We start from the raw sequence: 12,154 nt of genomic DNA, 5'->3' as shown, positions 1-12,154 counted from the left end.
TGTTCGTGCTCGTGGTGGAAGTCTAACAGCGGGCACGAAAGAGCGGCCTTCATATAAGGAGTGTGGGTGGAAATCCGTTTTAAATCATGGGTTTAACATCATTCCTGCAAAAATTTCCCGAATCCCGGCCGACCCTCTAGAGGGCCGTGGCGATTTCGGCCATGCCCAGCGGCACGCCCTGATGGCCTTCCGTGGCCCGCACAATGGCATCGATCGACAGGAAGCGGATGGCGTGCGCCAGCGGCTGCAGTTGGTGTTCGGTCATGGCATTGATACGCCCGGGCAGGCTGGCCCGGACGCTGGTCTCCGTTTTTATTAAAGGAGTCCATTCTTTTCGACAGTCCCCTCCCGAGGCAAGCGATGAAAATTCAGGAGTGACTGAATCCTTGTCATCTAGCCCGGCGCCGGCGCCACAGAAGGCTGGCCGAGCGCCTGGCTGCTCTCTTCGCGCAGCCATTGCAGGAAGCTGATTACCTCCGGCCGCGAAGCATTGCGTGCCGGACAGACCGCGAAATGCTGGGTGATTTCCACGCTCAGCCCGGTAGGGAAGACTGTCTGCAGGCGGCCGGCCTGGAGGTGGTCGGCGCTCAGCGCGGTGCTTTCGAGCACGATGCCCAGTCCTTGCACGGCCGCATCAATGCTCATCATGGCACGATCGAAGCGCATCGCAATGCGCTCCGGACGCAGTTCGGGGGCGTATTTCGCGAACCAGTCCGGCCATTGCACCAGGCTCACGCGCGACTGGATCAGCGGCGCCTGGACCAGGTCGGCGGGGCCGTCGATCCGCTGTCTGTTCAGGAACGCGGGGCTGGCCATCGGCACGATGCGTTCGGCCAGAATGGGCTCGATGTCTAGGTCCGGCCAGTGGGGCAGCCCGCAGCGGATATCGATATCGACCTGGCCGATTTCGAAATCCGATTCCTCCGGCGAAGCGGACAGGCCGAGCGAGATCTCGGGGTGCCGCTGCGCAAACCGGCCGATTCGCGGCATCAGCCAGAGGCTGGCGAAACTGGGACTCGAATGGATGTACAGCGAGTTTTCCACGCCATGGCGCAGATCTTCGGTGGCCGAATTGATCGCCCCCAAGGCGCCGGCCACCCGTTTGAGGTAAGTCTGGCCCGCCGGGGTCAGTTCGACGCCGCGTGTGGAGCGCTCAAAGAGGCGCAAACCGAGCAGCTTTTCCAGGCGCGCAACCTGGTGGCTGATGGCCGACGGGGTGAGATGAAGTTCGGCTGCGGCAAGGTTGAAACTCTTGCGGCGGGCGATGGCCTCAAATGCCATCAGGGAGGTGAGCGGGGGAATCATGGCGTCTCGGGTTCTTTTTCTGATGCGCCGCAATATGCGCACGCGTGAAGAATACCTGAGATTTTATCGCTTGCTCCCGCATTTGCCATCCCCGCACAATCGCACTGGTCACGCGGCACCGCTGGTGCGCCGCGCGCGCTCACCCACTTCTGAGGGGACGACGCTGCAGCAATGCGCGGCTGCCACCCGACCCCGCACTTTACAACGCGTAAAGAACAGGACCCATATCGTCAAACAGCCGCTTTTGTTTTTCAATAATTCCACGCTGTTGCAATCGAAACGTAAGCCGTCTTCTGCACCGGTAAAATGGCATCCGCTCCCCCAATGCAAGACCGGCATTCCATCAGCGCTAACCAGCGCTCTGGACTATTGTGGTTCAGGCACAGGAGGAGGCGGAGCTCAGTGCAACCAAGGCTGGCCTGTCCAACTGACAGCTCCAGGCTCGATAAGTTTGATCCGCAATCGTGTGCAATGCCTCAATGCGATCATGCAATTCTTTCAGGATTTGCGTCTCGCTTTGAACGGCCGGTCCATGCGCGCGCAGGAGTTCGGCTCGCCCGGCGGCACACCAATTCCTGATGCTTTCTTTGGTGACTTCCAAATGACCTTGAAATGCCCAATGACGACCTCGGTGGAAACCCTTGTTCAGGCAATGGCTGCCGTACATCGTGCGGATGGCGCCAACGGGAATTTCAAAAGTATCGTAATGCCAGTTGAAGATGGTCGCTTGCCTGGGCAGTCCCATAATCTGTTGCGCTTCCGGGGTGATCCAAATTTGGCTCCAGCCGATATTCGGGCAGATATTGCGGCTGACCTTCGCTCCCATGGCACGCGCAAGCATCTGCGCACCAAAGCAATGCCCGAGAACCGGAACGTCCCGCCTTATGGCATCTTGCAGCAATGTCCGCTCGTCCTCGATCCACGGCAAAGTTTCATTCACGCAGTGATCGCTGCCCAACACGACAATACCGCTAAACTTGCTTGCATCGACGGGCGCTTTTCCATCCGATGCAGGAGAAATGAGTCGGTACGGGATGTCGTTTTCGTCTAAATGATCGCGCAGTACACCCGGCCCTTGCGTTGATTCGTGTTGAAGAATCGCGATTGGTCTCATGGAGTCACGGCTTGCATCAACAAGCCTGTAGTAATGGAGACCTCAATTTAGAATCTTCAGTATAAAAACTGGATTCTATTTGATGTGATTTACGTAAAAACCGCGTAAAAAATCTCACTACCTGAGACGCAAAAGAGCGCCATCATCCTCGCGAAGGAGACACTTGAATTACGGTCCGCTCCTGTCAGGTTGCCGACATATCGGCATGCCGCAGGCTCTGGATGTCATTGGTCGCTATTGAATACAGATTTGAGAAATGCGGCGACATCAAGCGGCGCTTGTTCACGCCCCAGCGCATCGCCGCCAAGCATCGCTCCGTAGCTGAGACAGCGCTTGGATTCTGCTGTGGCCTCAGCCCCCGACAGCGTTTGCTCATCTTTGCGCATCGTGAATTTGTTTGTATCCAGATCATAGGCGCCATGGCATTCGCGCGCGCTTGTTGCTGACTTGATGACATGCAGTCGTGTCGGCCTGTCAAATCCGTGATAGGCATCGGGGTAGGTCTTCAGCGTGACCTGTGCGCCTTGCCTGCGTAAATCGTTGGCATACGTCACACACGGCGCTGCCGGCGTGTAATTGTCCTTGCCGCCAAGCAGCATCAGTATCGGAGCGCCATCCAGATGCGTCGATGTGTAATGTATGCCGCATCCGGGATAGAAGGCTATATGTGCAGCAAAGTGGAGATCGTCTTCGATCAAGGCGCGGCGAAACGGCTCCAGCGCAGAATAAAGCGCTGCAATCCCTCCCCGCGAAAAACCCATCACGCTGATTTTTCTTTTGTCGATCCGTGGATCGGCCGCCAGCAGGCGTAGAGCAAAGTAGGCGTCTGCTACACCTGTCGCCATCGACAGCTGCGTTTGGTCAGCTTCGGTATTGGTGACGCCTCGTCCCGTAAAACTGTCGACGACGAAGCTGGCAAATCCCATCGAGTTCAGGCGTTGCGCCCAAACCATCTCGCCTGGATTAACACCGCTGCTTCCGTGCAGGATGACCACCGCCGGAACGGCAGCAGTCATCACCTCAGGGAACGCCAATCGCCCTGTGATTGAGGCCTTATTGTCGACGGTACGCTCCACAAAATCCTTGATGCGTTTGGGCGTGACTGACTCAAAGGCGATGGCGCTGCCATGGCCATCGTCACGAGGAGGGACTGGCGTTATTGAAGTCGCGCATGCGCTTGCAATGCTGACCATGCACATGACAATGGCAGTGAAAATCTTACAAGTGCTTATGCGTTTGTGATGGTGTGGATGTACCAATTTCCGCTCCTGCGCCATTCTCTGTTCTACTCGCCAACCGGCAATGATCCGCGCACGCCAGCTACCCGATAGTCATTGGCGAGCGTCGCCCGCCAGGATTGCTCGGAGCTGCTCTTCAAACACTTCCGGCGGCTGGCCACCCGAGATCAGGTAGCGGTCGTTCACCACGACTGCCGGCACGCTGCTGATGCCGCGTTGGGCCCACAGCGCTTCTTCTTCCTTCACCTCCTGCGCGAAACGATCCGATGCCAGCATTTCTCCTGCCTCGGCACCGTCCAGGCCGGCTTGCTCGGCAAGCTCTGCCAACACATCCCTGTCCGCGATGTTCTTCCCGTCGGTGAAATAGGCTTTGAGCAGGATCAGTTTGAGCGCCGCCTGCACATTTTTCTCTTTCGCCCAGCTAAGCAGGCGATGGGCGTCGAAGGTGTTGTAGACGCGGCTGGCGTCGTCGCGGTTCATGGTGAAACCGACAGCGGCCGCCCTGGCCCGGATCTGTTCACGGTTGACGCGCGCCTGGTCCGGGGTGATGTTGTATTTTTCTGTGATGAGTTCAAGGTGAACCTGGCCGGCCGCAGACAAGCCAGGATTGAGCTCGAAGGGATGGATGGCGAGATCGATACGCGTCCCCGGACCGATGCGTTCGAGCGCGGTATTGAGACCCGCCAGTCCGATCGCGCACCACGGACATACGATGTCGGAGACGAAATCAATCTTCAAAGCGTTGGTCATGGTCGATACCTCATGGCGTGACACCTGTTGTCAGGTGTTGTTGATGGATGGGGTATTGTAAATCCGATGCGGGATTGGCATCTGACGGTGTATCAGCAAGGACCTGTTTGTTGATTGGAGGGGGCTTCGGCACGCCCACCTGCTGCGACCGAGTGCGAGCGACGACTCAACACCAACGCGGTCGATCTCTATGGTGAGGGCGAGGCGAAAAGTTTGTCGCCGGCGTCACGGAAGCGTATATTTTCTCTGATAATGTCGACTTTTGGGACGACACCATGACGGATGGCCAAGACCGCTGACCGTCAAATTTCAACTGATAAAGGAAACGGTTCGCACCGCCTCCACCTTGCCTCCAGGTTTTTGCTTGCACACCCGACCCGATCACGGCTCAGCGCCTTTCAGCGACCTGCCTTCGCCTGCTTCCTGCGACGCGACGCCGTATCGCGACGCCAGTATCTGCACCCTGATGCGCCTGATGGCATCCGGTCGCAGCGCCGCCGATCTGTTTGCATCGGCCAATGCCATCGACGACAGCGCCTCCATGCTGATGCAAATGGCGATGCTGCTGACGCTGAGCGGCAACGATGAACTGGCCTGGACGTTTCAGGAAAACGCCATCCGTCTGCGACCCCATTATCGGTTGGCTGCGGATCGGCAACCCGCGTCATTGCGGTTGCTTGTCATTGCGAAACCCGGCTTCATGCTCGACAACACGCCAGTCGAGTTTCTGCTGGAAGGCAGCGATGTGGCGATGGATGTCGTGTATGTCGCCCTCGATCTGCCGCTGCCGGACCGCCTGCCTGATCACGACCTTGTCTTCGTTGCCATTGCCCAGTTTGTGCGGCACCGTGCATTGTTCGAAAAAATCGGCCCGCTCATTCGCGGATTGACGACACCCGTGCTGAACATGCCGGGACCGCTATTTGGCGTCGAGCGGGACAGGCTCAGCACGCTGCTGCAAGGCATCGACGGCTTGCGGGTGCCGCCGTGCCGGCAGATCGACCGGGCGGTATTGCAAGGTATTGCCGGCGACAGCCAGGTGCCCGCTGCTGCCGTTCACGGAACCATCGGATTTCCCGCCATTGTGCGCCCCCTGATCTCCAGCGGCGGTCTGGGTCTGGCGAGGATCAATGATTGCAGCGAGGCCATGGCCTATCTGCTGCTGCACGCCGACGCGGCCTTTTATGTGGCACCGTTTGTCGACTACCGCAGTGCCGATGGCTTGTACCGGAAATGCCGGATTGCGCTGCTGCAGGGGCGCGCCTTTGTCTGCCATCTGGCGATCAGCGAGCATTGGATGGTGCACTATCAGAGCGCAGGAATGGAGCGGAGCGCCGCCAGGCGAGAGGAAGAGGCGCACTTCATGCGCCACTTCGATACCGGCTTCGGTCGGCGCCATGCCAGGGCCTTGAGCATCATGTGGGCGCGCCTGGGGTTGGACTATGTCGTGGTCGACTGCGCCGAGTTGCAGGATGGACAGTTGCTCTTTTTCGAGGCCGACAATATCAGCGTGGTTCATGCGATGGATTCTGCGGAAATGTTTCCCTATAAACAGGAGCAGATGCAGAAAGTGCAGCAAGCCTTTCGCCAGCTGCTGGACTCGGCAGTTTCGTCCGGCACCATTTGACCGGCTTTAAAGAACCAGGGCAGGGATGGCGAGGCGTATCCAGGGAGTTTTTATCCGGCGGGAGTGCAGCCGGACGGTAACAAGCATGCAGCGGGCGTGGCGATCTCGTTTTTACGTAGTCCTTTTTGCGCTACCGCAATGTCTGTCGCCAGATGCGCTGTGATAATGGCGCAAGACGATCGCCGCTCTCGATCCTGCCGCATGATTGAAACGACTGCGCGAAAACATGCAACGGACACCATGCAACGGACACCATGCAAGCCGATGCACGGCAAGGCGCTACCGAGAATGTATCGGAAGGAAAACGCTTCATTACAAAGGAAAATTGGAAATGCACAAAGATACGGGAAGCTGGTTATCTGCGGAACAAGCGGTATTACCGGATGGCACGGAAGTTGAAAATCTGCGTCTGGTCAATAAAAAACTGCCCAGGCTCTCTCCAACCCCGGTTGGTGAGATGCGATCTGGTGAGCAGGCGGACAATCATTGCGTCTCCCCAGTCCCTGCAGCAGAGGGCGAGGAGTGAGATGTCCTGTCCAGGGCGGATACGCCTGTTTTAAGCCGCCTGTCATTGCCGGTTGAAATATTGAGCGAACAACGCGAGAGACACCGTGCCAAGGCGTGAACAGCGTCGTTGGCGGTGACAAAAAATTTCCATCGCAGCAGTTCGCGCCGGTCTGACCGGCGAGACGATCCCGCCTCATTTCGTTCTGCCATCAGGCCCGGCGCTGCCGGCTGCACCTGCATTCACAGTCTGCCATCGGTTTCACGCCCTGGTCTGTGCACTGTCTGGATGGCTGCCTTCAGCCATTCATTTTCCTGAGCGCGTGATGACGGTGTGCCGTTGAGCCATCCTCAAATCACGATACAAAAATCCCACGACGCAACACCCTGCCGCCATTGAATCGTCGAGCTGCAACGTCTTCATGACGGCGTGCCTGGCGGCATCCTCACGCGCAAAGTACCTTGCCGTTTTTACGCTATGGCGTTCCGAGCGGGTGGAGGTGCGTTCTCTGCGCAACGGGGCAAGCTTTGCCTGTCGCCGGGTCAGGGAAGTGACATGGCTGTTAGTTTTCCAGATAAAATCTCATATATTGAGATTGATTATCATATATTGACATTTTAAATCCGCCGATTTAGCATCTGGGCCAACAATAAAAACGTGGAGATGCTTGCGACACGGTTGCCCCCTTGGCGGCGATTGATTCTTCCGATGTCCTGCGAGGTCAGCATCGTTGCCGGACCGGCGACGGTGGCGCAGCGCACGCTCTCTTTTTGCAATATCAATTTTCTTCCTGCGGAGATGGCTAGTCGTGTCAAACAACAAAGTGAAAGTGGCGATCATCGGGTCCGGCAATATCGGGACCGATCTGATGATCAAGGTTTTGCGGAATGCAAAACATCTGGAGATGGGCGCATTTGTCGGCATTGATCCGGCCTCGGATGGCCTGGAGCGTGCGCGCCGTTTGAATGTACCGGTGACGGCCGACGGGATTGATGGCTTGCTGAACATGCCGGAATTTGCCGATATCCGCATCGCCTTCGACGCTACCTCGGCCGGCGCGCATGCGCATCACAACGCCTTGTTGCAGGCTCATGGCGTGCGCGTGATCGATCTGACGCCGGCCGCGATCGGCCCGTATGTGATCCCGGCCATCAATCTCGATGCGCAACTGGGGGCGAGCAACATCAACATGGTCACCTGCGGCGGGCAGGCCACGATACCGGTGGTCGCGGCGATCTCGCGCGTGACCAAGGTGCACTACGCGGAAATCGTGGCGTCGATTTCCAGCAAGTCGGCCGGTCCCGGTACCCGTGCCAATATCGACGAATTCACCGAAACCACCTCGCGTGCGATTGAAGTGCTGGGCGGTGCCACGCGCGGCAAGGCGATCATTGTGCTCAATCCCGCCGAGCCGCCGCTGATCATGCGCGACACCGTGTTCGCGCTGGCCGCGCCGGCCGATCAGAACGCAATCGAAGACAGCATTCTGCAGATGGTGGAACAGGTCCACGCCTATGTTCCCGGCTATCGCCTCAAGCAGAAAGTGCAGTTCGATCTGTTCGACGATGCGCAGGCATTGAATGTGCCGGGCCTGGGCAAGATGGGCGGCCTGAAGGTCTCGGTGTTCCTGGAAGTGGAGGGCGCTGCCCATTACCTGCCGGCCTACGCCGGCAATCTCGACATCATGACCTCGGCGGCGTTGGCCTGCGCCGACCGCATGGCACACACGCAACTGGCCGCAGTCGCGGCATAGGACGGAGAATCCGATGAAAAAACTTTACATTTCCGATGTCACGCTGCGCGACGGCAGCCACGCCATTCGCCATCAGTACAGCCTCGACAACGTGCGCACGATTGCCCGGGCGCTTGATGAGGCCGGGGTCGATTCGATTGAAGTGGCGCACGGCGACGGCTTGTCGGGCGGCAGTTTCACCTACGGTTTTGGCGCCCACAGCGATGTCGAGTGGATTGCCGCAGCGGCCGAGACGGTCAAGCGCGCCAAGATCACGACCCTGCTCATTCCCGGCATCGGCACCTTGCATGACCTGCGCGCCGCTTACGATGCCGGCGCTCGCGTGGTCCGCGTGGCCACCCATTGCACCGAAGCCGACGTCTCGCGCCAGCACATCGCCTATGCCCGCCAATTGGGAATGGATACCGTCGGCTTTCTGATGATGAGCCACATGATCACGCCGCAACAGCTGGCGCAACAAGCCAAGCTGATGGAAAGCTACGGCGCCACCTGCGTCTATGTGGTCGACTCCGGCGGCGCCTTGACCATGGAGGGCGTGCGTGACCGTTTCCGTGCGTTCCGCGATGTACTCAAGCCGGAAACCGAGCTGGGCATGCATGCCCATCACAACCTCAGTCTCGGCGTAGCCAATTCTGTGGTGGCGGTGGAAGAAGGCTGCCATCGCATCGATGCCAGTCTGGCCGGCATGGGGGCGGGCGCCGGTAACGCCCCGCTGGAAGTGTTCATTGCACTGGCCGACCGGCTAGGCTGGAATCATGGCTGCGACGTCTATGCACTGATGGATGCGGCGGACGACATCGTGCGCCCCTTGCAGGATCGCCCGGTGCGGGTGGACCGCGAAACGCTGGCGCTCGGTTATGCCGGCGTGTATTCAAGTTTTCTGCGCCATGCCGAAGCAGCCTCAAAAAAGTATGGCATCAAGACCGTCGACATTCTGGTCGAACTCGGCCGCCGGCGCATGGTGGGCGGTCAGGAAGACATGATCGTCGACGTTGCCCTGGATCTGGCGGGCGCCCGTTAAACGGACCGCCGCCAGTCCGGAAAACAGAAAATAAATCAAGAGACAGGTTGCGCCATCGCGCAACCGGATGTCCGTGGCCGGCCGTGTCGTTGCACAAGCGATGCGGGGCCACGGGCCATCATAAAAAGGGAGCAATACCATGGATATTCTGATCGTCATTCTGGCCTTGACGTTTCTGGTGCTGATGGCCTATCGCGGCTTCAGCGTCATCATCTTTGCACCACTGGCGGCACTCGGCGCCGTGTTGCTGACGGACCCCGGTGCCGTCGCACCAACCTATACGGCCATCTTTCTGGACAAGATGGTGGTCTTCATCAAACTGTACTTCCCGGTCTTTCTGCTCGGCGCGATCTTCGGCAAGGTCATTGAATTGTCCGGCAATTCCAAATCGATCAGCGCTGCCGTGATCCGTCTGGTCGGCCAGAAGCGCGCCATGCTGGTGATCGTGCTGGTGTGCGCCTTGCTCACCTATGGCGGCGTGTCGCTGAACGTCGTGGTGTTTGCGGTGTATCCGTTTGCCGCCGAAATGTTCCGTCAGGGTAATATCCCCAAGCGCCTCATTCCCGGCACCATCGCGCTCGGCGCCTTTACCTTTACGATGGATTCCCTGCCCGGCAGTCCGCAGGTACAGAACATCATCCCGACCACTTTTTTCAAGACCGGTACCTGGGCCGCGCCGTGGCTGGGCACCCTCGGCGGCCTGTTCATTTTCGTGCTGGGCATGCTCTATCTGGAATCGCGCCGCCGCGCGGCAGTTCTGGCGCAGGAAGGGTACGGCGCCAATCACATCAACGAACCCGCTGCCATCGACAAGAACGAATCCCTGCCGCATCCGCTGGTGGCACTGTTCCCGCTGGTGCTGGTGTGTTCGCTCAACTACGTGTTCGGTAAATGGATCCCGGCCTGGTACGACATGGCGCAGTACAGCCTGAGCCTGCCGGGCCTGTCGGCACCGCTGACGGTCGATGTAGTCAAGTCGGCGCCGATCTGGGGCGTGGAAGGGGCCTTGCTCATCGGCATCCTGACCGTTGTCGTCAGCAGCTGGCGGACGGTGCTGCCGAAGTTTTCCGAAGGCAGCAAGAACGCTGTCAGCGGCGCCATGCTGGCCGCCATGAACAGCGCATCGGAATTCGGCTTTGGCGCCGTCATTGCCGCCTTGCCTGGCTTTGTCATCGCCGCCAAGGCGCTGCAGGCAGTGCCGAACCCGCTGGTCAATGAGGCGGTCACCATTACCGCCCTGGCGGCCATGACCGGCTCTGCCATCGGCGGCCTGAGCATTGCCCTGGGTGCGATGGGCGACACTTTCATTCAGGCCGCCCATGCTGCCCACATTCCGCTGGAAGTCTTCCACCGCATCGCGTCGATGGCCAGCGGCGGCATGGATACCTTGCCGCACAACGGCGCAGTGATCACCTTGCTGACCGTGACCGGATTGACGCACCGCCAGTCCTACCGCGATATTTTCGCCATCACGATCATCAAGACCCTGGCCTGCGCCTTCGCGATTGTGCTGTTCTACACCACCGGCATCGTGTAACTGTCCCTCGCCTGTTTTCTCCATGCGGGCGGCTTCGCAATGAAGCTGCTCGCATTCTTGCGAAAAGCCGTGCAAATTCTGTCAGAATGCGGTTTTTCTCATTTGCCTTATCAGGCAGCTGCCATGTCTTCCAGTCCGTCCCCCAAATCGACACGCGCCATCCCCAGCCAGACCTTGTTTCGCGGGCTCGAGATCGTCGACGCCGTGGCCAATGGCGTCACCACCTTGCCGGCCATCAGCGAGAAAACCGGCATCAATTCCAGCACGGCGCACCGGCTGGCCTCGGCGCTGGTGCAGATCCGGTATCTGAAATTCGAACCGCGCAAAGGCTACAGCCTCGGCAGCAAGCTGATCGAACTCGGCTTTCTGGCGTATCAGCAAAGCAATTTGCCCGCGACCGCACGCATCCATCTGGAAAAACTGGCGGTGGCTACGCAAGACACGGTGCATCTGGCCGCCTTCGAGGATAGTGAGGTAGCGTATCTGGACAAGCTGCCGGGACAGCGCTCGGTCGAAATCAGTTCGCGCATCGGTGGCCGCAAGGCGGTCTGCTCCACCGGCGTCGGCAAGGCGCTGTTGCTCGACAAGAGCGAAGCCGACTGGCGCGCCCTGTTTGCCCATGACCATCCGGACCAGACCGGCAGCGAAGCCGAAGCGCAGTGGCTGCAGCTCATGCGCCACTATGCGCGTGCCGGCTACGCCTTCGATCTGGGCGAGGATACGCCGCTGATCCGTTGCGTGGCGGTACCGGTGCGCGACGCCAGCGCCCGCATCGTGGCGGCGGTGAGCGTCTCGAGCGCGGCGCAATATATGGATAGCGAACGCATGACGTCCCTCATTGCGGTGGTGCGGGCAACGGCCGACAGCATCAGCACCGAACTGGGCTGGCGCGGCGACCAGAGCTAAACAGTCCGGCGTCCGGCCGCAGCCGCGTCGTCACACTGATGAGTAAGGGGCGCTGTGAAGCGCGGCAGAAGAAAGCCTCTGTCAGACGGTGTCTCACAATGATCTCTGCTTGTTGCCTGAGCGGCGGTCACTTGTCGGCATCGGGTGCATGAATGGATTGCATCTGTCGCATGAATTTGCCTCTCTTCGCCTGATCACTCTACTATTTGCAGGAAATTGTCTATTGCTCGCAGCGTCAGTTCACACTGAGCGCAGCGAGACCGGGGTTGTGCCGAGATAAGGGTAAAAATAGCTCATAACACTTTTGGTTATATTTAAAGGCTGAATTCTAAAAATAACTGTATAAGCATCTCTCCCTCGTACATCAGATGTACGCAGTATGCGAAGCTCGGTTCAGC

General features: G+C 59.0%; 11 protein-coding genes and 1 pseudogene. 6 read left to right on the top strand and 6 right to left on the bottom strand.

The window, feature by feature from the left end:
- Window positions 1–139 precede the first annotated feature (139 nt).
- From RV1423_RS30270 to RV1423_RS27590, 5 genes and pseudogenes are all read right to left on the bottom strand, one after another.
- Window positions 140–265, bottom strand: a pseudogene (locus RV1423_RS30270) (hypothetical protein); the annotation flags it as partial.
- Window positions 266–393: 128 nt separating this feature from the next.
- Entirely contained in the window at window positions 394–1,305 is a 912-nt protein-coding gene (locus RV1423_RS27605) for a LysR substrate-binding domain-containing protein (protein WP_034303833.1), read from the bottom strand.
- A gap of 376 nt (window positions 1,306–1,681) precedes the next feature.
- Window positions 1,682–2,419, bottom strand: coding sequence for a type 1 glutamine amidotransferase (locus RV1423_RS27600; RefSeq protein ID WP_034303832.1), 738 nt, complete (start codon window positions 2,417–2,419; stop codon window positions 1,682–1,684).
- A gap of 224 nt (window positions 2,420–2,643) precedes the next feature.
- Window positions 2,644–3,612, bottom strand: coding sequence for a dienelactone hydrolase family protein (locus RV1423_RS27595; protein WP_197035026.1), 969 nt, complete (start codon window positions 3,610–3,612; stop codon window positions 2,644–2,646).
- A 138-nt stretch (window positions 3,613–3,750) separates the two neighbouring features.
- Entirely contained in the window at window positions 3,751–4,407 is a 657-nt protein-coding gene (locus RV1423_RS27590; RefSeq protein ID WP_034303831.1) for a DsbA family oxidoreductase, read from the bottom strand.
- 364 nt (window positions 4,408–4,771) lie between these two features.
- On the opposite strand from RV1423_RS27590, the gene RV1423_RS27585 reads away from it, so the two are divergent.
- Together RV1423_RS27585 and RV1423_RS29535 are read left to right on the top strand one after the other, a co-directional pair.
- Complete coding sequence (locus RV1423_RS27585) at window positions 4,772–6,034, top strand: RimK family alpha-L-glutamate ligase (protein ID WP_197035025.1); 1,263 nt, start codon at window positions 4,772–4,774, stop codon at window positions 6,032–6,034.
- A gap of 331 nt (window positions 6,035–6,365) precedes the next feature.
- Window positions 6,366–6,560: a hypothetical protein gene (locus RV1423_RS29535; RefSeq protein ID WP_081769049.1), complete on the top strand. Its 195-nt coding sequence runs from the start codon at window positions 6,366–6,368 to the stop codon at window positions 6,558–6,560.
- Between the two features lie 596 nt (window positions 6,561–7,156).
- Here RV1423_RS29535 and RV1423_RS30265 read toward each other — a convergent pair.
- Complete coding sequence (locus RV1423_RS30265; protein ID WP_155835340.1) at window positions 7,157–7,321, bottom strand: hypothetical protein; 165 nt, start codon at window positions 7,319–7,321, stop codon at window positions 7,157–7,159.
- Window positions 7,322–7,347: 26 nt separating this feature from the next.
- Between RV1423_RS30265 and RV1423_RS27580 the strand changes: the two genes are divergently transcribed.
- From RV1423_RS27580 to RV1423_RS27565, 4 genes are all read left to right on the top strand, one after another.
- Window positions 7,348–8,292 (top strand): acetaldehyde dehydrogenase (acetylating), encoded by a 945-nt coding sequence (locus RV1423_RS27580; protein WP_034303830.1) that lies wholly within the window; start codon window positions 7,348–7,350, stop codon window positions 8,290–8,292.
- A 13-nt stretch (window positions 8,293–8,305) separates the two neighbouring features.
- Window positions 8,306–9,313 carry a 4-hydroxy-2-oxovalerate aldolase gene (gene dmpG, locus RV1423_RS27575; RefSeq protein ID WP_034303829.1) on the top strand — a complete coding sequence of 336 codons (1,008 nt, stop codon included), beginning with the start codon at window positions 8,306–8,308 and terminating at the stop codon, window positions 9,311–9,313.
- A 139-nt stretch (window positions 9,314–9,452) separates the two neighbouring features.
- On the top strand, window positions 9,453–10,850 hold the full coding sequence (locus tag RV1423_RS27570; protein WP_034303827.1) for a GntP family permease: 1,398 nt from the start codon (window positions 9,453–9,455) through the stop codon (window positions 10,848–10,850).
- 123 nt (window positions 10,851–10,973) lie between these two features.
- Window positions 10,974–11,756 carry an IclR family transcriptional regulator gene (locus RV1423_RS27565; RefSeq protein WP_034303834.1) on the top strand — a complete coding sequence of 261 codons (783 nt, stop codon included), beginning with the start codon at window positions 10,974–10,976 and terminating at the stop codon, window positions 11,754–11,756.
- The last annotated feature ends 398 nt before the right edge of the window (window positions 11,757–12,154 follow it).

Origin of the sequence: Herbaspirillum sp. RV1423 (assembly GCF_000577615.1) — a bacterium.
GTDB lineage: Bacteria > Pseudomonadota > Gammaproteobacteria > Burkholderiales > Burkholderiaceae_D > Herbaspirillum.
The sequence above is the reverse complement of the archived record's forward strand: the minus strand, read 5'-3'. Positions and strand labels throughout refer to the sequence as shown.

Coding starts and splice junctions, on each gene's coding strand:
- RV1423_RS27595 (WP_197035026.1), bottom strand. CDS start 3,612: ATGGTCAGCATTGCAAGCGCATGCGCGACTTCAATAACGCCAGTCCCT.
- RV1423_RS29535 (WP_081769049.1), top strand. CDS start 6,366: ATGCACAAAGATACGGGAAGCTGGTTATCTGCGGAACAAGCGGTATTA.
- RV1423_RS27570 (WP_034303827.1), top strand. CDS start 9,453: ATGGATATTCTGATCGTCATTCTGGCCTTGACGTTTCTGGTGCTGATG.
- RV1423_RS27605 (WP_034303833.1), bottom strand. CDS start 1,305: ATGATTCCCCCGCTCACCTCCCTGATGGCATTTGAGGCCATCGCCCGC.
- RV1423_RS27600 (WP_034303832.1), bottom strand. CDS start 2,419: ATGAGACCAATCGCGATTCTTCAACACGAATCAACGCAAGGGCCGGGT.
- RV1423_RS27565 (WP_034303834.1), top strand. CDS start 10,974: ATGTCTTCCAGTCCGTCCCCCAAATCGACACGCGCCATCCCCAGCCAG.
- RV1423_RS27590 (WP_034303831.1), bottom strand. CDS start 4,407: ATGACCAACGCTTTGAAGATTGATTTCGTCTCCGACATCGTATGTCCG.
- dmpG (WP_034303829.1), top strand. CDS start 8,306: ATGAAAAAACTTTACATTTCCGATGTCACGCTGCGCGACGGCAGCCAC.